Source organism: Stenotrophomonas sp. I18B00994 (genome assembly GCF_014145825.1).
In the GTDB taxonomy this organism is placed as follows: Bacteria; Pseudomonadota; Gammaproteobacteria; order Xanthomonadales; family Xanthomonadaceae; genus Stenotrophomonas; species Stenotrophomonas maltophilia.
In genome coordinates this window covers 51,069-74,102 of the sequence record NZ_JACIUW010000010.1, presented here as the reverse complement: position 1 = coordinate 74,102, position 23,034 = coordinate 51,069, and the positions used below count along the sequence as shown (strand labels likewise).

26 protein-coding genes are annotated in these 23,034 nt (G+C 67.7%); 15 read left to right on the top strand and 11 right to left on the bottom strand.

From position 1 onward, the window contains the following. Window positions 1-51: 51 nt before the first annotated feature. Window positions 52-1,077, top strand: coding sequence for an AI-2E family transporter (locus H4O10_RS12910; RefSeq protein WP_005408485.1), 1,026 nt, complete (start codon window positions 52-54; stop codon window positions 1,075-1,077). Between the two features lie 162 nt (window positions 1,078-1,239). Further along, entirely contained in the window at window positions 1,240-2,982 is a 1,743-nt protein-coding gene (locus tag H4O10_RS12905; protein WP_049453206.1) for a GGDEF domain-containing protein, read from the top strand. Window positions 2,983-2,991: 9 nt separating this feature from the next. On the opposite strand, the gene H4O10_RS12900 is transcribed toward H4O10_RS12905, so the two are convergent. Next, window positions 2,992-3,498 carry a PaaI family thioesterase gene (locus tag H4O10_RS12900; protein WP_024956981.1) on the bottom strand — a complete coding sequence of 169 codons (507 nt, stop codon included), beginning with the start codon at window positions 3,496-3,498 and terminating at the stop codon, window positions 2,992-2,994. A 35-nt stretch (window positions 3,499-3,533) separates the two neighbouring features. Then, complete coding sequence (locus H4O10_RS12895; RefSeq protein WP_033833318.1) at window positions 3,534-3,968, bottom strand: hypothetical protein; 435 nt, start codon at window positions 3,966-3,968, stop codon at window positions 3,534-3,536. A gap of 284 nt (window positions 3,969-4,252) precedes the next feature. On the opposite strand from H4O10_RS12895, the gene H4O10_RS12890 reads away from it, so the two are divergent. Beyond that, window positions 4,253-4,684, top strand: a complete 432-nt coding sequence (locus H4O10_RS12890) for a pyridoxamine 5'-phosphate oxidase family protein (RefSeq protein WP_005412573.1) — start codon at window positions 4,253-4,255, stop codon at window positions 4,682-4,684. Window positions 4,685-4,722: 38 nt separating this feature from the next. Here the strand turns inward: H4O10_RS12890 and H4O10_RS12885 are convergent, their stop codons facing one another. Then, window positions 4,723-6,117: a DUF2867 domain-containing protein gene (locus H4O10_RS12885; protein ID WP_049453208.1), complete on the bottom strand. Its 1,395-nt coding sequence runs from the start codon at window positions 6,115-6,117 to the stop codon at window positions 4,723-4,725. 24 nt (window positions 6,118-6,141) lie between these two features. Next, a complete protein-coding gene (locus H4O10_RS12880) occupies window positions 6,142-6,453 on the bottom strand; it encodes a metalloregulator ArsR/SmtB family transcription factor (RefSeq protein ID WP_049453210.1) in 312 nt (103 codons plus the stop codon). Between the two features lie 129 nt (window positions 6,454-6,582). Here H4O10_RS12880 and H4O10_RS12875 point away from each other — a divergent pair, with 129 nt between their 5' ends. The 5 genes from H4O10_RS12875 to H4O10_RS12855 all read left to right on the top strand — a co-directional run bounded on the left by H4O10_RS12875 (window position 6,583) and on the right by H4O10_RS12855 (window position 10,892). Continuing rightward, complete coding sequence (locus H4O10_RS12875) at window positions 6,583-7,164, top strand: hypothetical protein (protein ID WP_012479409.1); 582 nt, start codon at window positions 6,583-6,585, stop codon at window positions 7,162-7,164. Between the two features lie 184 nt (window positions 7,165-7,348). Then, on the top strand, window positions 7,349-7,816 hold the full coding sequence (locus tag H4O10_RS12870; RefSeq protein ID WP_005412578.1) for a DUF2975 domain-containing protein: 468 nt from the start codon (window positions 7,349-7,351) through the stop codon (window positions 7,814-7,816). Continuing rightward, window positions 7,816-8,040: a helix-turn-helix transcriptional regulator gene (locus tag H4O10_RS12865; RefSeq protein ID WP_012479411.1), complete on the top strand. Its 225-nt coding sequence runs from the start codon at window positions 7,816-7,818 to the stop codon at window positions 8,038-8,040. Before H4O10_RS12870 ends, H4O10_RS12865 begins: the two co-directional genes overlap by 1 nt. Before the next feature lie 42 nt (window positions 8,041-8,082). After that, the gene (locus H4O10_RS12860; RefSeq protein ID WP_049453213.1) at window positions 8,083-9,621 is read left to right on the top strand and encodes a TerC family protein; all 1,539 of its coding nucleotides are present in this window, start codon (window positions 8,083-8,085) and stop codon (window positions 9,619-9,621) included. A gap of 134 nt (window positions 9,622-9,755) precedes the next feature. Beyond that, complete coding sequence (locus H4O10_RS12855) at window positions 9,756-10,892, top strand: metallophosphoesterase (RefSeq protein ID WP_049453215.1); 1,137 nt, start codon at window positions 9,756-9,758, stop codon at window positions 10,890-10,892. Window positions 10,893-10,947: 55 nt separating this feature from the next. On the opposite strand, the gene H4O10_RS12850 is transcribed toward H4O10_RS12855, so the two are convergent. From H4O10_RS12850 to H4O10_RS12830, 5 genes are all read right to left on the bottom strand, one after another. Continuing rightward, complete coding sequence (locus tag H4O10_RS12850) at window positions 10,948-11,586, bottom strand: ferric reductase-like transmembrane domain-containing protein (protein WP_043034153.1); 639 nt, start codon at window positions 11,584-11,586, stop codon at window positions 10,948-10,950. 83 nt (window positions 11,587-11,669) lie between these two features. Further along, the gene (locus tag H4O10_RS12845; RefSeq protein ID WP_049453217.1) at window positions 11,670-12,404 is read right to left on the bottom strand and encodes a putative DNA-binding domain-containing protein; all 735 of its coding nucleotides are present in this window, start codon (window positions 12,402-12,404) and stop codon (window positions 11,670-11,672) included. Next, window positions 12,397-13,242, bottom strand: a complete 846-nt coding sequence (locus H4O10_RS12840) for a DUF692 domain-containing protein (protein ID WP_049453218.1) — start codon at window positions 13,240-13,242, stop codon at window positions 12,397-12,399. The genes H4O10_RS12845 and H4O10_RS12840 overlap by 8 nt, the downstream gene beginning before the upstream one ends. A 56-nt stretch (window positions 13,243-13,298) precedes the next feature. Further along, window positions 13,299-13,775, bottom strand: a complete 477-nt coding sequence (locus H4O10_RS12835; protein ID WP_033833324.1) for an EF-hand domain-containing protein — start codon at window positions 13,773-13,775, stop codon at window positions 13,299-13,301. A 95-nt stretch (window positions 13,776-13,870) separates the two neighbouring features. After that, window positions 13,871-14,515 carry a DoxX family protein gene (locus H4O10_RS12830; RefSeq protein ID WP_033833325.1) on the bottom strand — a complete coding sequence of 215 codons (645 nt, stop codon included), beginning with the start codon at window positions 14,513-14,515 and terminating at the stop codon, window positions 13,871-13,873. A 341-nt stretch (window positions 14,516-14,856) separates the two neighbouring features. On the opposite strand from H4O10_RS12830, the gene H4O10_RS12825 reads away from it, so the two are divergent. The 6 genes from H4O10_RS12825 to H4O10_RS12800 all read left to right on the top strand — a co-directional run bounded on the left by H4O10_RS12825 (window position 14,857) and on the right by H4O10_RS12800 (window position 20,785). After that, on the top strand, window positions 14,857-15,651 hold the full coding sequence (locus tag H4O10_RS12825; RefSeq protein WP_049453220.1) for an alpha/beta hydrolase: 795 nt from the start codon (window positions 14,857-14,859) through the stop codon (window positions 15,649-15,651). A gap of 3 nt (window positions 15,652-15,654) precedes the next feature. Further along, entirely contained in the window at window positions 15,655-16,200 is a 546-nt protein-coding gene (locus tag H4O10_RS12820) for a redoxin family protein (protein ID WP_033833327.1), read from the top strand. 57 nt (window positions 16,201-16,257) lie between these two features. Continuing rightward, entirely contained in the window at window positions 16,258-16,998 is a 741-nt protein-coding gene (locus H4O10_RS12815; RefSeq protein WP_049453222.1) for a response regulator, read from the top strand. Next, window positions 16,995-18,308 carry a HAMP domain-containing sensor histidine kinase gene (locus tag H4O10_RS12810; RefSeq protein WP_049453224.1) on the top strand — a complete coding sequence of 438 codons (1,314 nt, stop codon included), beginning with the start codon at window positions 16,995-16,997 and terminating at the stop codon, window positions 18,306-18,308. Before H4O10_RS12815 ends, H4O10_RS12810 begins: the two co-directional genes overlap by 4 nt. A 125-nt stretch (window positions 18,309-18,433) precedes the next feature. After that, the gene (locus H4O10_RS12805) at window positions 18,434-19,447 is read left to right on the top strand and encodes a hypothetical protein (RefSeq protein ID WP_049453226.1); all 1,014 of its coding nucleotides are present in this window, start codon (window positions 18,434-18,436) and stop codon (window positions 19,445-19,447) included. Window positions 19,448-19,525: 78 nt separating this feature from the next. Next, on the top strand, window positions 19,526-20,785 hold the full coding sequence (locus tag H4O10_RS12800; protein WP_049453227.1) for an MFS transporter: 1,260 nt from the start codon (window positions 19,526-19,528) through the stop codon (window positions 20,783-20,785). Window positions 20,786-20,789: 4 nt separating this feature from the next. On the opposite strand, the gene H4O10_RS12795 is transcribed toward H4O10_RS12800, so the two are convergent. Further along, window positions 20,790-21,737 carry a nucleoside hydrolase gene (locus tag H4O10_RS12795; protein WP_049453229.1) on the bottom strand — a complete coding sequence of 316 codons (948 nt, stop codon included), beginning with the start codon at window positions 21,735-21,737 and terminating at the stop codon, window positions 20,790-20,792. 151 nt (window positions 21,738-21,888) lie between these two features. Here H4O10_RS12795 and H4O10_RS12790 point away from each other — a divergent pair, with 151 nt between their 5' ends. Beyond that, entirely contained in the window at window positions 21,889-22,221 is a 333-nt protein-coding gene (locus H4O10_RS12790; RefSeq protein ID WP_049453231.1) for a hypothetical protein, read from the top strand. 71 nt (window positions 22,222-22,292) lie between these two features. Here the strand turns inward: H4O10_RS12790 and H4O10_RS12785 are convergent, their stop codons facing one another. Continuing rightward, window positions 22,293-23,012: a GntR family transcriptional regulator gene (locus H4O10_RS12785; RefSeq protein WP_049453233.1), complete on the bottom strand. Its 720-nt coding sequence runs from the start codon at window positions 23,010-23,012 to the stop codon at window positions 22,293-22,295. Window positions 23,013-23,034 lie beyond the last annotated feature (22 nt).

The window sequence follows — 23,034 nt, the reverse complement described above, 5'->3', positions numbered from 1 at the left end:
ATCGGCACGCCAATCCTCTACCATGGGCCACCCCGCCCGGACGCGCCGCCCATGCAAGACGCCCTCGTTGCCCAGCCCAAGCCCCCCGTTGCGAGGATCGCGGCCTGGCTGATGATGCTGTTGGGCATGTGGCTGGCGCTGAAGCTCGGCCTGGTGGTAACGCTGCTGTCGGGCCTGCTGGTGTTCCAGCTGACCCATGTGCTGGCGTCCACCGTGGAAGGCAAGCTGCCGCCGGGGCGGGCGCGGGCGATCGCGGTGATCGTGCTGTCGGCAATCATCATCAGCGCGCTGGTGCTGGCCGGGATCGGTGTGGCGTCGTTCTTCCGCAACGAGACCGGTGGGCCGGACGCCCTGCTGGCACGGCTGATGGATATCCTCAATTCGTCGCGCCACCAGGTACCGGCGCTGCTGCAGCCGTATATCCCCGAGGACATGCCGGCGCTGCGTGCGGCGCTGAATGACTGGGCCGCCGAGCACCAGCGCCAGCTGGGCGTGGCCGGTACCTCGGTGGTGCAGGTGGGTGTACGCGTACTGATCGGCATGGTGCTGGGCGCGATGATCGCGCTGTACGACGAACTGCCGCTGCCGACGATGGGGCCGCTGGCGCAGGAGCTGATCGGGCGCACCAGCCGCCTGGCCACCGCGTTCCGCCAGGTGGTGTTCGCGCAGGTGAAGATCTCCCTGCTCAACACCCTTTTCACCGCCATCTTCCTGCTGGGCGTGCTGCCGTTGTTCGGCGTGCACCTGCCCCTTTCCAAGACGCTGGTGCTGATCACCTTCATCGCCGGCCTGCTGCCGGTGGTGGGCAACATCATCTCCAACACGATCATCAGCATCGTCGCGTTGTCGGTCTCGTTCTATGTGGCCGTAGCCGCGCTGTTGTACCTGATCGTGATCCACAAGCTGGAGTACTTCCTCAATGCGCGCATCGTCGGTGGCGAGATCCAGGCGCGTGCCTGGGAGCTGCTGCTGGCCATGCTGGTGATGGAGGCGGCCTTCGGCCTGCCGGGCCTGGTCGCCGCGCCGGTGTTCTATGCCTACGTGAAGCGCGAACTGGTCGACCAGCGCTGGATCTGACGCGGCTGGGCATGACGTATTTGTCCCGGTTCGAATGCCCGCACGGCCTTGTCGGTGCGTTCGCGGTCGGCAGGGTATACCCACCGCCACGGTTGGCCCGCGAGTGGCTTGGCGCCTTTGTAGCCGGCCGTTACAGTGTTCGGCACTACAGGGGAAATGTGCATGGCCCGCAAGGCGTCGCCCATCGGATTGCGGACCTGGGTCTGGATCCTGGCTGGGCTGTTCGTAGTCTGTACGCTGCCGCTGATGGTCATCGCACTGGTGCAGGGCACGCTGCGCTTCACGGCCGCCGAGGACAACCTGGCCAGCCTGCGCCAGCTGCGGCAGACCTTCGACCTGGCCAACCTGGTGTCGGCCGAACGCGGCCCCGCCAACAGCCTGCTGGGGGCCGACCCGGCCGATGCGGCCGAGCAGGCACCGCTGGCCGCGCAGCTGGCGGCCGCGCGCAAGCGGGTCGACGCTGCCCTGCTGCAGCTGGACACCGTGTTCAAGGCTGATCCGGGAGTGGTCGACGAGCATGGGCTGCTGGCCGACGCGCAACGTCGCCTGCAATCGGCGCGGGCTGCGGTCGACCGGGTCGTGGCGCAACCCCATGACGCACGCCGCGTGGAGGAGGTGGAGCGTGCGATCAGTGGCATGTTCGCCGTGGTCGATCGCCTGCACCTGCTGACCTCGGCACAGATCAACGTGCTGGTCAGCGCCGACCGTGAAGCAGCGATTCCGGCGATGCAGGGCCAGGTGCTGATCGATCTTCGCGAGCATGGCGGCCGCCTGGCCTCGAATGTGATGGCGCCGGTGGCGGTGCCAGGGGCATGGCGGGAGGAACAGGTACGCGCTGCACTGCAGACCGAGGGTCGCCTGTTGGAGCTGTGGCGGTTGGCAGGCAGCCACGAGTCGGTGTTCCGCAGTGACCCGGAATTGTCATGGCACTGGGACATGGCGCGTCGGCAGTTCTTCGGCGAATCGCTGCCGATGATCGAGCAGTTGATCGAAGATGGCCGCCGAGGCCTGCCGCCGCCATGGACCGCCGCCGAATTCACCACGCGCTACGTGCCGACCCTGCAGTCGCTTGAGGCGCTGCGTGATGGCTACCTGAGCGTGTCCATCGCCCGCTTTGAACGCACCCGCAATCGCGAGGCCATGCGCCTGGCCGTGCTGGTGGCGACCGCGCTGGGCACACTGGTGGTGCTGGGCGTGGCGCTGCGCATTGCCCATCTGCAGATCCTGCGGCCGCTGCTGCAGGCGCAGAAGCAGGTCATCCAGATCGCCTCGGAAGCCCCCGGCCCGGAGCAGCATGTGACCCACCCGCTGGCCGAGATGCAGCGCCTGTTCGATGCCATCGAAGTGCTGCGCGAGAAGTCGCGCGAGCGCTCGGCCTTGACCAGCGAGCTGCGCCAGCTGGCCGGCACCGATGAACTGACCGGGTTGTTGAACCGGCGCGCGCTGGACCAGAGGGTGCAGCAGCGCCATGCCGACGGTGGCAACAGCGCGGTGGTGATCCTGCTTGACGTCGATCGCTTCAAGGCCATCAACGACGGCCATGGGCACGCTGCTGGCGATCAGGTGCTGGTGCAGGTGGCACAGCTGCTGCAGCGCCACCTGCGCCGCAGCGACAGCATCGCCCGTTATGGCGGCGAGGAATTCCTGGTGCTGCTGGCCGACGGTGATCTGGCCGGTGGCCGGCAGCTGGCCGAGTCATTGCGATTGGCCCTGCAGCAGATGGACATCGCGCTGGCCGGCGGCACCGTGCTGCGGGTGACCGCCAGTTTCGGCGTGGCCGAGGGCGGCACCGACGCGCTGGGCTGGCGCACCCTGCTGCGTGCCGCCGATGCGGCCATGTACCGGGCCAAGGCGCAGGGGCGTGATCGGGTACGGGTGGCGGGTGGCGGTCGCATCATGCGCTGAGGGCACGCCTCAGCCGATGCGTGCATGCACCCGCCGCAGCGTCCGCGCGATCATCCGGCGCGCGATGGGACGTGGTACCGATAAGCCACGCCAGCGCAGCGCACCCACCCGGAAGGTGGCGGTGGCGGTGGCCAGTACGTTGCCTGCCGGGTCAGTCAGCCAGCCACGCGTGAAGGCGATGCTCCCTTTGCTGTGCTCGACTTCGCCCCAACCGATGATGCGCCCTGGTCGTGCTGGACTGACGAAACTGGTCTTGGATTCCACCGTGACCGCGATGCGGTTGGCGGGCAGAGTGGCGTAGATCGCCGGCCCCATGCAGTCATCCAGCATCGCCGACAGGAAGCCTCCCTGCACGTTGCCCATCGGGTTGGTCAGCATCGGCCCGGCGTCGAACTCGACATGGATGCGGCGCAGTGCGTCGTCGTAGTCGACGAATCGCCAGCCGAGCAGGGTGCCCGCCTGGGAGGGCGGCAGATCACCGTTGACCACGCTGTAGAAGATCGATTCGGGATTCATGGGAGCCTCGATGGAGGGAGAGGAGGGAGCACGCATCAGGACAGTGCCAACAGGGCCAGCACGAATCCGATGACCGACAGCAGCACCACCGCGGCGCCGGCGGGCACCGGTGTACGCGCACCGGTGCGTCGCCGCACGCCGGAAGCGACCAGTACCGGCGGTACGGTGGCGAACAGGCAGAACAACTGGAAGGCCAGCAGTTGCGGCAGCGCGAAGTGTCCGCCGAAGAAGATCAGCCAGGCCAGCATCACGCCAGCGCCGGCCAGTGCGATCCAACCGGCGCCGACCACGCGGATGAGTGCCATCAGCAGCAACTGCATGCGCGGTTCGACCTCCTTCCATGGCAGGCCCACGGCCTGGCCGTGGTAGGGCATGAAGTCGGAGCGTTTCAGGTAGGCCGCAGCAAACAGCGAGACAATGAAGAACGTCAACAGGTAGCAGCCGAACGCGAGCCAGGCGAACAGGTCCATGTGGGGGCCATGCGGTTGCGGAGGGGAGCCCCGGTGATGCCGGCGGCCATGCCGGATGCATCGCGAGGTTGCGCGATTCTCGGGCAATGCCCTGTTTGAGGCGTGTCGCGGCGTGGAGGACCGTTCCTCCATCCGCGGTTAACGCGGGTGTGGTGGTGAGGAATGCGTCACACACGTGTCATGCGCCCTATCGCGTTTTCTGTGAAGAGGTCGCAACTGCCCATCCACGCTTCGGTCACCGCTCTGCGCAGACGCTGGGACTCCATCCGACGAGGGACGACGACATGACCCAGCTCACCCTGCCTGAACTGTCCAGGAAAATGGCCGGCATCGATTTCACGATGCTGCAGACCCACGCCGGCGGAGAGATTGCCGGTCGTCCGATGAGCAACAACGGCGACGTGGACTATGACGGTGACAGCTGGTTCTTCACCACCGAAGACACCGACATGGTGCGCGAGATTGAAGCTGACCCCGCCGTCGCGCTGGGTTTTTCCGGCAGCAAGTCGCTGCTGGGCAAGCCACCGTTGTTCGTGCACGTGCAGGGAAGGGCAGCGCTGGTGCGCGACCGGGCCACGATGAGCCAGCACTGGGTGAAGGACCTGGAGCGATGGTTCGAACAGGGCGTGGATACACCGGGACTGGTGCTGATTCACGTGCGCGCCAGCCGCATCCACTACTGGGATGGCGAGGACGAGGGCGAAATCGTTATCTGAGCGGAACCGTGCAGGGCCCGGCGCATCGTGTTCCAGGGTCAGCAGTGCGCAGGGTGTGCTGCCGGATTCCCAACATTGGCCAGCTCCGGTGCCAAGGCGTGTTCCACCGCACGCCGCAGCAGTGCCGGCGCGACATAGTGCCGGTGCCCGGCGTCGATCAGTGCCATGTACATGCCGCCGAACGCATTGAGGGTCTGCACGCGAGAGCCCAGGCTGATCTCGACATGTCCATCGCTACGCCGCTGCACGCGCACGCTGCTGCGGAAACGCAGGTGCCGATCGTCGGCGCCGAGCAGGACTTCGGCGTCGTTGTCCTGCGTATCGATGTGCGAATCCAGCACCGGAAATCGACCAGCGAACAACCGGCTGCGATCGGTGGACAGCAGTGACGACACCGGGCATCCCAGCGGCGACGTGCGCAACCGCAACGGCGCCACCAGTCGGTTTCGCAGCGCCATCAGATGGCCTACGCCGCTGGGCGGATTGCGCAGGAAGCCGTCCAGTACATCGGCCAGCAGTGCCGACGCGGAACGGTGGACCACCTGCGAGGGGTCCAGGCACAGGGTGGTCAGGTCCTGGTAGTGGCTGTGCGGCAGCGCTGTGGGCAGCATGCCATGGGTGGCGGCGGGCCGCGAACGGATGGGATAGGCCGGTGTGGCACGTTCGACGAACCCGCGCAGCGGCCGCATGGGGATGCGGCGCAGCGGGCCGAGCAGGGCACGGTTACGCGCGCAGAGGTGTGCGCACAGGCTGGGAGGCGCCGCCTGCAGCGACAGTTGCAACAGCGGTGCCGCCGCAAGCGAAGTGCCCGAAGGCCAGTGCGATTCCGGAAGCACCTCGGTCAGGCTGGGGATATCGGCGGCATTGCGTTGCACCTGCGCACGCGCCTGCTCGCTCATCGCGCCGGCCAGTTCATTGCTGTGGCAGGACAACGCGAACAGCGCTGGATGTGCAGGATGGTTCGACGCGAACTGGTGCCAGGTGCCGCCGCCGAAGCGCACGGTAAACAGGCAGTCCGGTGGGATGCGGATGCGCCGAAGCGTGCGCGCGAAGGCACCGGGATCTGCTGCCAGCTGCGTGTCGGAGGCGGCGGCGAAACGCAGCTCGGCTCCCGCGCTGCCGGCGATGGCGGTGAACATGCGCGGGCCTGCATGGCGATGAAACGGGTGGCCACCGGCACCGACGGTGAAGCTGTACAGCGAGGAGGCATCCCCATGCTGCAGGTGCATTCCACCCAGTCGCGCCGAAGGTTCATCCAACGCATCGATGAACGCCGGGTGGTGGCGCTGACGCTGGCCGGCGTCACTCACCAGCGCGTCACCGGCACCGATGCCGAGCTGCGCGATCAGGGTGACTTCGGTCGGACTGCCGCCGTCCTGTGCCGGAAACTGCACTGCTGGAAACGAACGGCGATCGCGGGTCGAACCAGGCATCGTCATGCTCCTTGGCGGGGCGGATCAGCGGGCGGGGGACTTGCGGCGGGCGCGGGCTTCACGCTTGAGCGGGCCGCCGACCGGGCAGACTTCGGCCGCCCACGAGAACAACGTGTTGGCCAAACGGTCGGGTACCTGCCTGAAGTACACGAACTGGCCGCGTTTCTCGCGTTCGATCAGCCCGGCTTCCTCGAGGATGCGCAGGTGGCTGGACAACGCCGGCTTGCTGAAGTCGAAGCGCTCGGCCAGCTCGCCCGCGCTGAGTTCGCCGGGACTGAGATAGGCCAGGATCTGCCGGCGGGCGGTGGAGGCAAGGGCTTCGAAGATGCGGTCCATGGCGAGCTAATTAACTAATTCGTTAACTGATACTGCTCCCGCCGGTGGCGGCTGTCAAGCCATGACCCATTGCGCGGCACGCCCGGGCTTTGCCATCCTCCCTGCTGTTTTCCGTAGCGTGGAATCCCGATGCGTCCTGCGTTCTGGCTGGCTTTGGCCCTGCTGCCCACCCTGGCGGCGGCGCAACCCGCGCGCACGCCCAAGGCCAAGGCTCCGGCGCAGGATCCCTTCAGCGAGTTGTTCGATACCGCCTGCATGCAGCACATCGGGGCCCCGGCGCGGTTGCAGTCGCTGATGGAATCCAATGGGCTGTCGCCGCTGCAGCCCGCCGAAGCCGCCGCGCTGTTGCAGGGGCAATCGGGCGTGGCCTGGATGGTGCCCCTGGCCAGTGGCCGTTATGCGGTGAGCTGGGCTGACGATGGCACGTGCACGGTCTACGCCGAAAAGGCCGACGCGGCGGTCGTGCAGAAGGGATTCGCCCGGTTGGTGCAGGCCGCGCCGATGCCGTTGCAGGTGCGCTCGCTGCCGGGACGTGGGCCGCTGTCGGCCGATCAGGTGGCGATCCAGTACGGCTGGGCCACCCCGGGGCAGGGCAAGCTGCAGGTGCGCTTCCGCCTGGTCACGCGACAGGCCGCCGATGCCGGTGTGCAGGCGATGGCCTCTGCGACGCCGGGTGAGGCGATGCTGGAGCGGGGCGCGCCCGGGCCCTGACAGGGGCCACGCCTGCGGTTCAGCCTTTCACGCAGCGTGTGATATATCGTTTATCGATAAATCCATCCCGGGGCGGCGCGTCCACCCCAACACCGGAGGCCGCTTGACCGCTCGTCCCGCCCGCGCCAGACCCGCGCGAGGCCTGTTTGCCCTGGCCCAGGCCGCCGTACAGGCCGTCCGGGCGATGTGCTGGCTGGGCATCCTGGCCGCACTGCTGGCGGTGCCGCTGGTCGCCCACGACCGCCGCTGGCTGCTCGACAGCGTGCATGACGCCGAGGCCGCTGCCGCGCACGGCAATGATCTGTTCCTGCACTTCTGCCTGGGCCTGGGCGCGATCATCGCGCTGCTGGTGCTGTGCCTGCTGTTCCTGCGCCATCTGCTGAGGCTGCTGAAGTCGGCGGCGCGCGAGCGGCCGTTCACCCACGCCAATGCACGGCGCCTGCAGCGCATGGCCTGGCTGATGCTGGCAATGGAACTGCTGTCGATCCTGATCGGTGCCTATTCGGCCTGGATGGGCCCGGATTTCACCTGGATGGAGGTCGGCGGTGGCATGTCGATCACTGGCCTGGTGGCCGTGCTGATGCTGTTCGTGCTGGCGCGCGTCTTCGCCGTGGGCGCAGCGATGCGCGACGACCTCGACGGTGTCATCTGATGGCGATCGTCATCACCCTGGACCGCATGCTGCAGGCACGGGGCATGACCCTGTCCGAGCTGGCCGGGCGCATCGACATCACCCTGGCCAATCTGTCGATCCTGAAGACCGGCAAGGCGCGCGCCATCCGCTTTTCCACCCTTGATGCGATCTGCCGCGAGCTGCAGTGCACGCCCGGCGACCTGCTCGGGCACGACCCGGCGCAGGCACAGGACGCTGACTGAGCGGTCGCTCTTTTCCTTACCTACTGACGAAACGGACCTGAAATGGAATGGTTGGCTGACCCCTCGATCTGGATGGGCCTTGCAACCCTGGTCGTGCTGGAGATCGTTCTCGGCATCGACAACCTGGTGTTCATCGCGATCCTTGCCGACAAGCTACCGCCGCACCAGCGTGACCGCGCGCGGGTAATCGGCCTGGCGCTGGCCTTGCTGATGCGGCTGGTGCTGCTGGCGGCGTTGGCGTGGATCATGAAACTGACCGAGCCGCTGCTGAGGCTGTTCGACCACAGCTTCTCCGGGCGTGACCTGATCCTGTTGGGCGGTGGCCTGTTCCTGCTGTTCAAGGGCACCATGGAGCTGCACGAACGGCTGGAAGGCCGCGAACACCACGAGGATGGCAAGAAGGTCTACGCCAGCTTCGCAATGGTGGTGGCACAGATCGTAGTGCTCGACGCGGTGTTCTCGCTGGACTCGGTGATCACCGCGGTGGGCATGGTCGACAACCTGGGCGTGATGTATGCCGCCGTGACCATCGCGATGGCGCTGATGCTGTTGGCCAGCAAGCCGCTGACGCGCTTTGTCAACAAGCATCCCACGGTGGTGGTGCTGTGCCTGGGCTTCCTGCTGATGATCGGTTTCAGCCTGGCGGCCGAGGGCCTGGGCTACAAGATTCCGAAGGGTTACCTGTACGCGGCGATTGCCTTCTCGATCCTGGTCGAGGCGTTCAACCAGTGGGTGCGTTTCAACCGTGAGCGCAACGAGCGCCGCCAGCCGTTCCGCCAGCGTACCGCCGACGCCGTGCTGCGCATGCTGGGCGCGCGCCCGGCCAATGGCCACGACGACGAAAGCGCGGACGAACACGTCGATGCCGAAGAGCGCCTGCAGCCGGCGGAGCACGAGATGATCCGCAGCGTGCTGGGGCTGGCCGATCGCCCGGTGTCGAGCGTGATGACGGTGCGTGCCGACGTGCAGTGGATCGACCTGGCCCGTGGGCAGGAGGATGTGGTGGCACGCCTGGTGGCGTCGCCGCACACCCGCCTGCTGGTGGGTGATGGCGACCTGGACAGCCTGCGTGGCGTGGTGCAGAGCCGCGACCTGCTGGCCGACCTGCTGCAGGGCAGGCCGCTGCAGCTGGAAGGCAACCTGCGCGAGCCGCAGTACGTGCTGTCCAGTGCCAGCGCGCTGCAGGCGCTGGAACTGATCCGCCAGCACCCGGTGCCGTTGGCGGTGGCGGTGGACGAGTACGGCAGCGTGGAAGGCCTGGTGACCGCCAACGACCTGCTGGCGGCCATTGCCGGTGACCTGGTCGATACCCAGGACGAGCGCTATGGCGTGGTCGCGCAGGGCGAGGACCAGTGGGAGGCCGATGGTGCGCTGACTCTGGACGACCTGCAGCGGCTGGCCGGGGTATCGCTGCCGCGCAGTGCCGACTACATGACCATCTCCGGCCTGGTGCTGGAGCGTCTGGGGCGCCTGCCGGACATCGGTGACGCGGTGGAGATTGCGGATGTTCGCATCACCGTACTGGCGATGGAGAAGCGTCGCATCGCCCGCCTGCGGGTGGAGCGCCTGGGGCATCCGTAGCGTCGAGCCATGCGCGATCGGGGTTCTGTAGCGTCGAGCCATGCTCGACGGCTTCCTGAGCAGCCGAGCATGGGCCCGGCTCTACACAACACGACCCGTAGCCGTCACCATGGCGGGCCCGCTTTCTGTCATGGATGGTTGCAGTGCTGAGTACGATCGGTTTGTTGATGGGCCTGTATGTGGCCTGGCGCCTGTTCTGGCCACTGCGCATGCCCATCTGGATGAAGGTCGTGCTGTCGTTGCTGCTGGTGGGCGTTGCCGTGCAGCTGCGCATCGTCGCCATGTTCTGGGGCACGATGGCCTCGCCGGAGATCCCGAAGCTGACCATCGCCGTTCTGGCCACCGGCTCCACGGCGGTACTGCTGCTGGCCTTGATGATGCTGGTACTGGATGCCGGCCTGCTGCTTTCGCGCCTGCTGCGTTGGCCGCGCATCGTATCGGTCCTGCGCGCCTTGAAGCTGCGGCCGTTGGCCGGCCTGCTGGCGCTGCTTGTGAGTGGCTATGGCATCAGCCAGGGCATGGCCGTGCCCCAGCCTCGGCAGATCGAGGTGGCGATCAAGGATCTGCCCGCTGCGTTCGACGGCTATCGCGTGCTGCAGCTGACCGACATCCATGCCAGCCGCCTGCTGACCGGCGACTGGGTGCGCAGGGTTGTGGACGAGAGCAACGCACTGACACCGGACCTGATCGTGATCACCGGCGACCTGATCGACGGTAGCGTCGAGGCCCGCCGTGACGACGCGCGCCCGCTCGCGGACCTGCGGGCGCCGGACGGCGTCGTCGCCATCACCGGCAACCACGAGTACTACGCGCAGTACCAGGCGTGGATGCAGGCGTTCCGCGCGCTGCACATGCAGGTGCTGGAGAACAGCCACCTGCAGGTGCGGCGCGGCGATGCTGCGCTGACCATCGCCGGCGTCACCGATCCGGTGGCGGCACGCTATGGCCTGCCGCTGCCGGATCTGGAGACCGCGCTGGCCGGTGCCGATCCCTCTGCACCGGTGATCCTGCTCGATCACCGCCCGCGCAATGCGCGCGAGGCGGCCGCGCGCGGCGTGAAGCTGCAATTGTCCGGGCATACCCACGGCGGGCAGATCATCGGCATGGACCAGCTGGTGAAGCGAGCCAATGGCGGTTTTGTGTCCGGCCGCTACGACGTGGATGGGATGACGCTTTACGTGGGTAACGGTGCGGGCCTCTGGGCCGGTTTCCCGGCGCGCATCGGCGTGCCGTCGGAGATCACCCTGATCACGCTGCGCCGCGCGCCTTGACCTGAAGTGGGGTCATATCCCATTTTCGCAGGTAAAGGTATCTGGCCCCAGCCCCTCAGGCCGCCCGCAGCGGCGGCCGCACATGCGCACTTCGGCGCAGCGCCTGCGCCCGCTTGGCAATCCAGCGCACCACGAAGGCGGTGAACAGCAGCGCCGACGGCACCGCATACCAGAAGTTGCCCGGAACGCGCTTGAAGTACGAGTAGGTAAACACCGCCGCGATGATCCACATGCCGGTGACGTGCAGGCGACGCCAGGCGGTGGGTCCCATGCGCCGGGCGAGCCCCCGGTGCGAGGTTATGGCCAGCGCCAGGATGGCAATGTAGCCCACCGTGCCCGGGAGGTTGGCCAGCGCGGATCGTGCTGGCCAGAACGCCGGGTTGAGGACGCCGAAACTGGTGATCGCGACTGCATGCAACAGGTGCGAGAACGCGAAGGACAGGCCGATGATGCGCCGTTCCCGCAGCAGGAAGCGGGTGAACGGGCCGGGCAGAAGGCTGGCGAACGACGATGCCGTGAACGCTGCCAGGAACAGCAGGAACGATGTGCGCGCAGTGACCCGGATCGCGGCTCGGCTGCCTTCGGCTGCATCGGGATACAGGGCGAAGGCCGCCAGCGCGAAGGCGATCAGGACCACCGCTACGGCCACGAACAGGCGCCAGCCATGCAGGAAGGACGTGTTGGAAGGAGCCATGATGAGACCTCGAAGTAGGGGGACGGTAGTGCCGGCCGCTGGCCGGCCAAGGAACGGGTAGTGCCGGCCGCTGGCCGGCAACCTCAGAAAGCAGGCAATGCAACCAGCACGCCCGCCGCGCACAGCTCGCCCAGAACAGGCACGCAGGCCATGCGCAATGCGTCCGCTGCCACGCCATGTGTTTCGGACAGCAGCTGCAGTGCTTCATCCACCGACGCGCTGTCGTCACCGAACACCGACAGCAGCGCGTAGGCCAGCGGTGACAGTTCCTCGGTCTGCAGGCTGAAATCGGCGAGGCGCTGGATCACCAGCAGCGTGGGAGCCGTGCTCAACACCGGCTCCAGCGCCCCGTCCTCATGTACTGGCCACTGGTAGCCAAGCACCCGCACCAACGGCGAAATCGCCAGCACATCATTGCCTACGGGAGCGCGCTGCAGCGGCCGCCCGCCGTCACGCGCTTCAATGTGCAGCGACTGCTGCGTGCTCTCGTAGTGCGCCAGTTCCGCTGCCCAGCCCGGCAGCGCCAGCGTGTCCTGCACCGCCAGCCAGGCCGCGAACTCGCCCGCGATCCGTGGGAACAACGGCGTGCGGCAGGCGTGCCTCGCGTAGTAGTGCTCGACGGTGTTGCGCCAGCAGGCATCGCCCAGCTGCGACTTCAGCCGCGGCAGGCTGCCCGCCAGCAGGCTGTCCAGACTGTCAATGCACAGGCGGCAGTAGACCGCCATCCGCCGCGCCTCGATGCCATCGGGTGCGGTCTTTGCAGGGTCGCGCACACGATCGGCCCAGCGCCGTTGCAGGATCGCCAGCGGCTCAGCCATGGGTCACCTCGGGCCAACGTGCCTCGGCCTGCGCTTGGCGGATCTGCCCGACCTCGGCCAGCAATTCGGCAAGCGGGGGGAAGTTGAAGTCGCGTTCGAGCAGCGTGGGGCGCACGCCCACCCGCGCATAGGCCTCGCGCAACAGTGCCCAGACCACGCCTTTCACCGGCGCACCGTGGGTATCGATCTTGAAGCCATCGTCTTCATCGAAGTGGCCTGCTACGTGCAGCGAGGCGATACGGTGGGCCGGCACGCGGGCCAGGAATTCGAAGGCGTCGTAACCGTTGTTGCAGGCGTTGACGAAGACGTTGTTGACGTCCAGCAGCAGGTCGCAGTCGGCTTCGGCGAGCACGGCGTTGATGAAGTCGATCTCGCTCATGTCCGCGCCGGCAACGGCGTAGTAGGAGATGTTCTCTACTGCGATGCGTCGGCCCAGCATCTCCTGCACCTGGGCGATGCGACCGGCGACATGGTGAACGGCCTCGGCGGTGAACGGCAGCGGCAGCAGGTCGTAGACATGGCCGCCGGCGGCGCAGTAGCTCAGGTGTTCGCTGTACAGCTGCACCTGGTGCAGGTCGAGGAAGGCACGGGTCTGTGCCAGCAGGGTGCGGTCCAGCGGATCAGGACCGCCCAGCGACAGCGACAGGCCATGGCAGGTCAGGGGGTGGCGTTCGCTGAGTTGGCGCAGCGCAGCGCCGTGTGCACCGCCGATGCCGATCCAGTTGTCGGGGGAGACTTCGAGAAAGTCGATGGCTCCGGCCGGCATTGCCAGCAGTTCGTCGATCAGCCCACGGCGCAGGCCAAGACCGGCGGCATGGGCGGGCAGGGGCAGGGACATGGTGGATGCTCCAGAGAGAGGGCGCCGCCTTGAAGGCGGCGCCGGGTGAACGTCGATCAATCGGCAACGCGGGAGAACAGGCCCTTCGGCATCGGCTTGCCGTTGGCGGTGTAGACGCTGCGCAGGTAGTCGTGCGCTTCCTGCTCGCTGATGTAACCGTCGTGGTCGGTGTCGATGCGGTCGAACTCGGCGGCGCGCTTGGCGGCCACAGCGTTGAACTCGGCACGCGAGACCTTGCCGTCGTGGTCGCGGTCAGTGCGGGCAAACGAGGCGTCGCCGCACTTGCCTTCGCCACACTGGCCCTCGGCCACCTTGGCCTTGCCGGCGGGCTTGCCGGTGGTGGCCTTGTTGGCCCCGCACTTGCCTTCGCCGCACTTGCCTTCGGCGGCGGCGCTCATGGCCACCGCGCTGATCGCCAGCGGTTGGATCGCTGCGGCCTGGCCGGCCAGCAGCAGGCCACCGGCCAGGGCGATGCCGATGGCACCAATGCGCGGCAGGCGGGAGGAGGGGGTGTTCCTGGTCGAGATGGACATGGTGATGACTCCTTGGGAAAGCACGCGGGGCGTGCGGGATGGACGCCGCCGAGGAGGCGACGGAAAGCGAAAGGCGCGGGAACAGGGGAATCAGCTCAGGCGGCGTGGCGACGGCGCAGCAGATAGCCCAGCAGCAGCACGCCGCCGAGCAGAGCACCGCCGAAGCCGATGCCGGGCAGCAGCGCGGCAACCGGCAGCAGCAGGGCGATCAGGCTGACGCCCCAGCCCAGGCCGTCATTGCCGACAGCGGCATGCTGTGAGCCGGCCAACAGCCGGTCCACGCTGAGCGCGCCACCGCCGTTGAGGATCAGCGGCAGCAACATGGCCAGGAACAGCAGCGGCAGCTTGAAGTTGCCGTAGCCCTGGTCGGTGATCGCATAGCCCTGCCAGAGTTCACCCAGGCCGTTCCATTGGTCGGGCCAGTGCACGGCGGCGATGGCAACGATGGTGAGGACCCAGAAGACGTAGGCCACCGAGCGCGTGGCCAGGCCGAGCAGCAGCATCACCGCGCCCACCAGTTCCAGCCAGGTCGCCAGCTGCCAGTTCAGCGAGGCGGGCAGGGCGGAGAACGGGAACGGGAAGCGGCCTTCCAGGTCGGCGAACCAGTTCTGGCCGCCCAGCTTCTCGCGGCCGGATTCAAAGAACTCCCAGGCCAGCAGGGTGCGCAGCGCCAATGGCGAGAGCCAGCGGCCGACGGCGTCCAGGCGGGGGGTATACATGGAAGAGGCGGTGCTGATCATGGTGGTGTCCTGCGGGCCAGTGGTCGATGGAGGCCATTCCAGGCGGCGCAGGTATCGGCAACGTGTGCCGTTGCCCGGGATTTTGTCAGCGACTGTGGCCGCGGCCGGGTTTCGTACAGTCAGATACAAAGACGATGCGTTGACGCACATCGGGGCGTTGCGCGCCCGCTTGCGGGGAGCGATATCCACCCGGTAGCGCCCGGCCAGGACCGGCGCCCGAATGTATCCCACTGTAGAAACCCGCCTGCGCCCTACAGTCCGGTACAACTCCGCGCCGCGGAGAAACAGCGGTGATACACCGGCAGGCGGAAATGGCCACTCCCAACACCGGAGTGCCACCCATGATCCGTACCTCGTTGCTTGCCGCTGCTCTCGCCCTTGCCGGCGCAGCCGCCCCCGCCTTCGCTAGCCAGGCCGATACCGCTGCACCGCCCACCGTCATCCTGGTGCACGGCGCCTTCGCCGATGGCTCCAGCTGGAGCAAGGTCATCAGTACCCTGCATGACTGGAAGCTGCCGGCGGTGGCCGTACAGAATCCGCTCACCTCGTTGGCCGACGATGTCGCCGCCACCCGCCGCGCGATTGCCGCCGCGCCTGGCAAGGTGGTGCTGGTCGGCCACAGCTGGGGTGGCACGGTCATCACCGAAGCGGGCAATGACCCGAAGGTGCAGGCGCTGGTGTACGTGGCGGCCTTCGCACCGGATGCAGGGCAGTCTTCGGCGCAACAGGGCGAAGGTTTCCCGGTCGGTCCGGGTCTGACCCGACTGCGGGAAAGGGATGGGTACCTGACCTTGCCGGCTGATGCCATCGCCCAGGACTTCGCGCCGGACGTGATGAAAAAATCGGCCGCACTGCTGTACAGCACGCAGGTCCCGTTGAAGGCCAGCGCGCTGGGCGAGGTGGTGAACGTTGCGGCGTGGCGCAGCAAGCCGAGCTGGTACGTGCTCAGCCGCGATGACCGCATGCTGTCGCCGCAGCTGCAGGCCGCGACCGCACGTCGCATCGGTGCACAGCTGCAATCGATCGGCAGCAGCCATGTGTCGCTGCTTTCGCATCCGGCGCAGGTGGCCGACAGCATCCTGGAAGCGGCGGGGGTGAAGCCGGCGGAACTGCCACTGGCCGAGCAGGGGGGCTGAGCGATGGCCGCACTGCGTGCGTACGTGCTGCCGTTGCTGATGGGCGTGCTGGGTGGGGCTGCGCTGTTGATGGCCTGGCCCAGTCCGGAGGCCGATGCGCAGCCGGCACAGGCCGTTCCCGCCGCCGGGTTCGACGGTGGCGGACCCTGGCACAACAGCCCACCGCTCACACTGGAGCAGTTGCGGGGGCAGGTGGTGCTGGTCGAGTTCTGGACCTACACCTGCAGCAACTGCCTCAACGTGGCGCCGCATGTCCACCAGTGGCATGCACGCTACGCGTCGCAGGGCCTGAGGGTGATCGGCGTGCATACGCCGGAGTTCGCCTATGAAGGGCTGCCCGGCAACGTGCGCAAGGCCATCGCACGGTTGGACATCACCTGGCCGGTGGTGCAGGACAACCAGTACCGGATCTGGAACGCCTGGCGCAACCGCTTCTGGCCCGCGCTGTACCTGCTCGACCGTCAGGGGCGGGTGGTCTACCGCCATTACGGCGAGGGCGACTACGCACGTACCGAAAGCGAGATCCAGCGCCTGCTGGCCAACGCCTGAGCCGCGCTACCATGGCCGCGCAGCGCGGCCCTGACCTCCGTCTTCATCGAGAACGCAATGAACCACGTAACGCATATCCTGGTCGTCGACGATGACAGCGAGATCCGCCAGATGCTGGCCGATTACCTGCAGCGCAACGGCCTGCGCGTGAGCCAGGCCGACGGTGGCCGGGCCATGCGCGCGCTGATGGATACCCATGCCGTGGACCTGGTGGTGCTGGACGTGATGATGCCGGGCGAGGACGGCCTGAGCCTGTGCCGCAACCTGCGCGCCGGCAAGCATCGTGCGGTGCCGGTGGTGCTGCTGACCGCCCGCGACGACGAGACCGACCGCATCATCGGCCTGGAAATGGGCGCTGATGACTATGTGACCAAGCCCTTCTCTTCGCGCGAACTGCTGGCACGCATCAATGCGGTGATCCGCCGCACGCAGATGCTGCCGCCGAATCTGCAGGTGAGCGAAGCAGGTCGCCAGCTGGCCTTCGGCGAGTGGCGCCTGGACACCACCGCACGCCATCTGCTGGATGCGCAGGACACCGCGCATCCGCTCAGTGGCGCCGAGTTCCGCCTGTTGCGCGTGTTCCTCGATCACGCCAATCGGGTGCTCAGCCGTGACCAGCTGCTCAGCCTCACCCAGGGCCGCGATGCCGAACTGTTCGACCGCTCGATCGATCTGCTGGTCAGCCGCGTGCGGCAGCGCCTGGGTGACGACGCACGCGAGCCGACCTACATCAAGACCGTGCGCAGCGAAGGCTATGTGTTCAGCGTGCCGGTGCAGTTGCTGGGGCCGGACGAATGAACACTACCGCACACCGCCCACGCTGGCCGCGCACGCTGTCGGCGCGGCTGCTGCTGGTGCTGCTGGGTGGATTGGCGCTGGCCCACGCACTGTCTTTCGGCCTGCTGTTCTTCGAACGCTACCAGTCCACCCGCAGCATGATGCTGCGCAACCTCGATGAAGACGTGGCCGTGAGTGTCGCGCTGCTGGAGCACCTGCCCGCAGGCCAGCGCGCGGCCTGGGTGCCGCGGCTGGAGCGGCGCACCTACCGTTACCTGCTGCGCCCGGCTGCGGCCGGGCCGGGACTGCAGACCGATCGTGCACGCCAGGTCACCGCGATCATCAACGACAGCCTGCAGCGCCGCTATCCGTTGGAGGCGCGCCAGGTGGCTCGCCTGCCGGAGCGGTTCGAGGTGGAACTGCGCCTGCACGACGGCACTCCCTTGACCATCGAGGTCACCCCGTCGGGCCTGCCGCTGGCGCGCTGGCTGCCCGCCGTGTTGCTGGTGCAGCTGGCGCTGCTGCTGGTGTGCGCGTGGCTGGCGGTGCGCCTGGCCATGCGCCCGCTGCAGCAGCTGTCGCATGCGGTGGAGCATCTGCAGCCGGGCAAGGACGGGCCCGAACTGCCTGAAGATGGCCCGGCGGAAGTGGGCGGCGCGGCGGCCGCGCTCAACGCACTGCAGGCACGCATTCGTGGCCATGTCACTGAGCGTCTGCAGATCCTGGCCGCGATCTCGCATGACCTGCAGACCCCCATCACGCGCATGAAGCTTCGGGTGGAGACCCTGCCTGAAGACAGCACCCAGCAGCGGTTGCTGGACGACCTCGACCACCTGGGTCAACTGGTGCGTGAGGGCGTGGCCTATGCGCGCAGCAGCCACGTCGCCAGTGGCGCACCGATGTCGATGGACCTGGGCGCGTTCCTGGCCAGTGTGGTCGGCGATTACGAGGACATGGGCAAGCCGGTCAGCGGTGGTGCGCCCGCTGGACTGGTCGTGCAGACCTGGCCGCAGCCGCTGCGCCGGGTGGTCGGCAATCTGGTCGACAACGCATTGCGTTACGCCGGTGCCGCCGAGGTCGAGGCGGGCCGTGATGACGCCGGAAGAGTGTGGATCAGCATTTCCGACCGTGGCCCTGGCATTCCCGAGGACCAGCTGCAGGCAGTGCTGGCGCCGTTCCATCGGCTGGAAAGCTCGCGCAACCGCGATACCGGCGGCACTGGCCTGGGCCTGGCCATCGCGGTGCAGCTGGCACAGTCGCTGGGCGGCTCGCTGAGGTTGCACAACCGCGAGGGCGGCGGCCTGCGGGCGGAACTGCAGGTGCCGGGGTAACGGGCGGGGTCGGATCCCTTTGCGGGAGCGAAGGGCTCTGACCCCGATGTGGGATCTGCGGCGTTCCTGCACGGCTTCGGGATCGGCGATCATCTGCAGGGAGTGTCGAAACCAGGAAACACGCAATGCAGGGAACGCAGCATTCAATCCGGCGCCCGCGCCACGTCGCGCTGCTGGTCGGTCTACTCGCGCTGGCGGCCTGCCAGCGCACACCGGATGCGCCGACCGGGGCACCCGCAGCGGGCGCACCACTTGCCGCCCCGGCCACCGCAACAGACCTCTCTCCGCTGCTCGATGCCCTGCCGACCTGCGCGCTGGACGGCTGGTACATCGATCAGCAGACCGGGCGCCCGGCCCATCCCTGGTTGGCGACGAACGCGCCGAAGCCCTGCAAGGAGGACGGGGAGAACGAGATCGCCACGTTCTGCGTGCAGGGGCAATGGAAGGGGCTGCCGGTGGAGGAGGTGATCCTGCCGACGATGACGTTTGTTTCGTTCCGTGGGGCCAGGATCGGCCTGCCGCTGGAGAAGGCACGTCCCATCGTCCGCCAGCGTTTCGGGCAGGACTTCCCGGGTGGTGCGGCCTACGAGGAAGGGCGCGAGCCGAAGCTGCTGGCCGACCCGGAGGATGCGCAGCGTTCGTGGCTGCTGTGCAGCATCCCTGAACCGGGAGACGACCTGGGCAGCCGGGCAGGCGTCAGCTACTCGGGCATGAACCTGCCCTACGACCACGACGTTTGCAGCTACCGCTACAGCCCGGTCGACTTCTGCGATGCGCGGCACCGCGGAGCCATCGAAGATGCCCTCCAGCACCAGGCGCCCAATTTCAACAAGCACTACCTGCTGGTGCAGGTCGATGATCGACCCGAGTACTTCCAGCGCACGCTGGTGCTGGTCGATACCCGCACGGGCAGGGCGACGCCACTGCCGTTCGATGCCTTCACCGGGCCGGCGGGGAAGGGCGGTGATGCTACCGGCTACGGGACACTGGAAACGGGCGTGGACCAGCCGCAGTTCTGCCTCGATGGTGCGCTGCTGGTCTACCGCGTGTTCGAGGAAGGCCGCTTCTGCTTCGGCTTTGACGGCGAGCGTTTCACCGGCCATGAAACCCAGTACATGCAGGCAGCGGACAGCCGATGACCGGTATTTCACCCCGTCCATGCCACGCTGCGCGGAACCTGCGCAACCGGGATCGAGGCTGTTGAAGGCGAATACGCAATGACCGCGGCGCGGCAGCGCTCGATGTGGGTGGCGGGCCTGTCCACGGTAGTGGAGTGGTACGACTTCACCCTGTACCTGTATTTCGCCACGGTGCTGTCGCGGGTGTTCTTCGGCGGCGGCGAACAGGCGCTGCTGGTCACGCTGGCAGGCTTCGCGGTGTCCTACCTGATGCGTCCGCTGGGCGCGCTGTGCTTTGGTCACCTGGGTGACCGGCTCGGCCGACGCTGGATGTTGCTCGCGTCGATGGCGTTGATGGCGGCGGCAATGCTGGCCACTGCGCTGCTGCCGACCGCGGCCACCGCAGGCGCCACGGCCGGCGTGCTGCTGCTGGTGCTGCGCTGCGTGATGGCGTTCTCGGTGGGCGGCGAATATACCGGCGTGGTGGCGTACCTGCTGGAAAGCGCACCGGCGCGCCGACGCGGCCTGGTTACGTCATTGGCTTCGGCGGCCAGCGAAGTGGGCGCACTGCTGGCGGTGGCGATCTCTGCACTTACCGTCGCGCTGCTGCCCACCGCGCAGCTGGACCGTTGGGGCTGGCGGATTCCGTTCTTCGTTGGCGCGGCGCTGGCACTGGTGATCCTGGTCGCACGCTCGGGCATGCACGAGTCGCCGGAGTTCGAGCGGCAGCGCCGCGAGGGCAGCATTCCCGCGACGCCGCTGAAGCATGTGCTGCGCAACCATCCGCTGGCGGTGGCGCGCACGTTCGCGATCTCGGCGCTGGGCTCGATTACTTACTACGTCGGCATCACCTATCTGCCCGCATTCCTGCATGCGCGGGGCCACGATGAGGGCGATGCGCTGTGGCTGTCGACGATTGCGGCCGTGGCGGTGATCGCGATCACGCCCCTGTGCGGCGCATTGTCCGACCGAGTCGGACGAAGGCCGGTGCTGTTGGGCCTGACCGTGCTGGCAGCGCTGCTCCCGCTGTCCTTGTTCGCGTGGATGGCGCAGGCGACGCCGCTGGGCATCGCGCTGGCCGCGGTATTGCTGGCCTGCGTGGCCGGTGGCGTGAGCGCGGTGGCGGCCCCGGCCACGGCCGAGCAGTTCCCCGGCGAAGGCCGGGTCAGCGGGCTGGCACTGGGGGTGACCATGGCCACGGCCGTGTTCGGCGGTGCAACGCCCTGGCTGGCGCAATGGTGGGTGGAACGCAGCGGCTGGGCAGCAGCGCCAGGCGCGATGATCGCGCTGGTGGCGGTGCTGGTGCTGCCGGTGCTGTGGACCCTGCCCGAGACGGTCCCGGGCAGGGCCAAGCGCTAGCGGGTCAGACCTTCAGGGTCTGCTCGATGTCGGCCAGCACGGCGGCCGCATCCACGCCGATGGCAATCGACTGCACCACGTGGCCGTCCCACACGCTGGGGCCGAACGCCAGGCCTTCCGGCTTGGGAATGGTCATGCCGCGGGCGACGCCGTCGGTGGCCACGCGCACGCTGGCGCGCTCGAACTGGAACAGCTCCGGACGGGTCAGCGCGATGCAGGCGCAGCAGTCGTGCACGACCATGCCCTTGTGGCCGGCCTGCAGGTAGAAGTCCACGTAATCCTGCGACAGCGCACGCACCAGTTCGGCATCGGCACCGCCGATCGCAGCCAGCTTGTCCAGGCCGTCACGGTCCATTTCCACGCGGGTGGTCACGTCCAGGCCGATGGCGGTGACCGGCCAGCTGGCGGTGAACACCACGTCGGCCGCTTCGGCGTCGCCCCAGATGTTGGCCTCGGCGGCCGGGGTGATGTTGCCGTTGACGTGGAAGGCGCCGCCCATGATCACCACGCCGCGTACCAAGCCGGCGATGTCCGGCGCCTGCTGCAGGGCAAGGGCCAGGTTGGTCATGCGGCCGACCGCGACCAGGGTCACCTCGCCCGGATGGGCGCGGACCAGGTCGATGATCAGCTGGTGGGCGGGGCGCGCGTCGGCGGCCGCGTCCAGTTCGGCCGGCACCGGGTGGTTGCCCAGGCCGTTGTGGCCATGGATGTGCACCGGCCAGGCTTCCGGGGTGGCTTCCGGCTGCAGCGGGCCGCCGGCACCGCGTGCGACCGGAGCGGCAAAGCCCCAGGCCTGCTTCAGGTACAGCGCATTGTGCGTGGTCGACTCCACCGAGGCATTGCCGAAGGTGGTGGTGACGCCGATCAGGTCGATCTGTGCGTGCTTGTGCAGGTACAGCAGGGCCAGGGCGTCGTCGACGCCCGGGTCGGTATCGAAAATGACTTTCAGCATGTTGTTGTTCTTCTTCTTCCGTGTGGTGCGGGGGCCGCCGGCGGCCCGGAAGCAGGCCGGCGCGCCCTACATTGTCCCATCTTCATGACAGGCAGGGCCATCGCCGGGGAGGCAGGCCATAATGCCCCCAGTCCAGGCACGGAACCGCCGAATGCTGATCGTTGCCCTTCTGCTGGTCCTGCTGGTGCTGGGCCTGAACGTGGTGGCTACCGTGGTGATCGTCAGGCGCGATGGCCTCTCGGCGGGTGGCCGGACGGTGCAGTTGCTGCTGGTCTGGCTGCTGCCGCTGGTCGGCGCGATCCTGTGCATGGCGGTGGCCACGGCCGATGGCTCGGGCAGCCGGGGGGACAACGGTCTCGGCGGCGCCTGCGATTACTCGGGCGGGTATTCCGGCGACAACGACAGCCAGCACAACCACAGCAGCTCCGACTGCAGCAGTGATGGTGGTGGGGGTGACGGCGGCAGCTGCGGCGGTGGCGATTGACGAGATGTTCCGGGATGCCGGCCAAGGTCACGTCCTGGTAGTGCCGGCCGCTGGCCGGCAACCTCATCCGCTCAACCGCCGCCTTCGGTCGGCAACGGCGCCGGTACGTTCAGCAGCCCGCCTGCCGCCACATAGGCGGCCAAGGCCTGGCCCTGGCTGAGCAAGTGGCGTTCCATGGTGCGTTCGGCAGCCTGCGCGTCGCGGCGGCGGAAGCACTCCATCAGTTCGCGGTGCTCGGCCAGCGACTGCGCGGTGCGGCCCGGGGTCAGCAGCTGGCGGCCGCGATGCATCTTCAGGATGCGGTGCAGGTCGTGGGTGATGCGGATCAGCCACGGGTTGCCGGCGTAGTGCTGCACGGTTTCGTGGATCAGGTAGTTGTTGCGGTAGTACTCGGCGATGTTGCCATCGGCTGCCGCGGTTTCCATCGCCGCATGCAGGTCTTCCAGCTGCTGCACGCCGGCATCGTCGATGTGCCTGACCGCCTCGTGCGCACAGCGGCCTTCCAGCATGGCCATCACCGGGAACAGCTGGTTGAGGTCTTCCAGCGTCAACCGGGTGACCCGGCAGCCACGACCGGCATCGATCTGCACCAGGCCTTCGGCAGCCAGCAGCTTCAGCGCCTCGCGCAGCGGCGTACGGCTGATCCCCAGTTCTTCGCACAGTGCGGGCTCGTCGATCCACTCACCCGGCGGCAGCCGGTAGTCGTAGATGCGCTCGCGCACGTGTTCGGCCACCTCTTCGTACAGAGGGGCGCGCTTCTTCGGTGACCGCGGGGCAGGGGCAATGGCCATGGAGGAAGTGTACCGCCAGGTA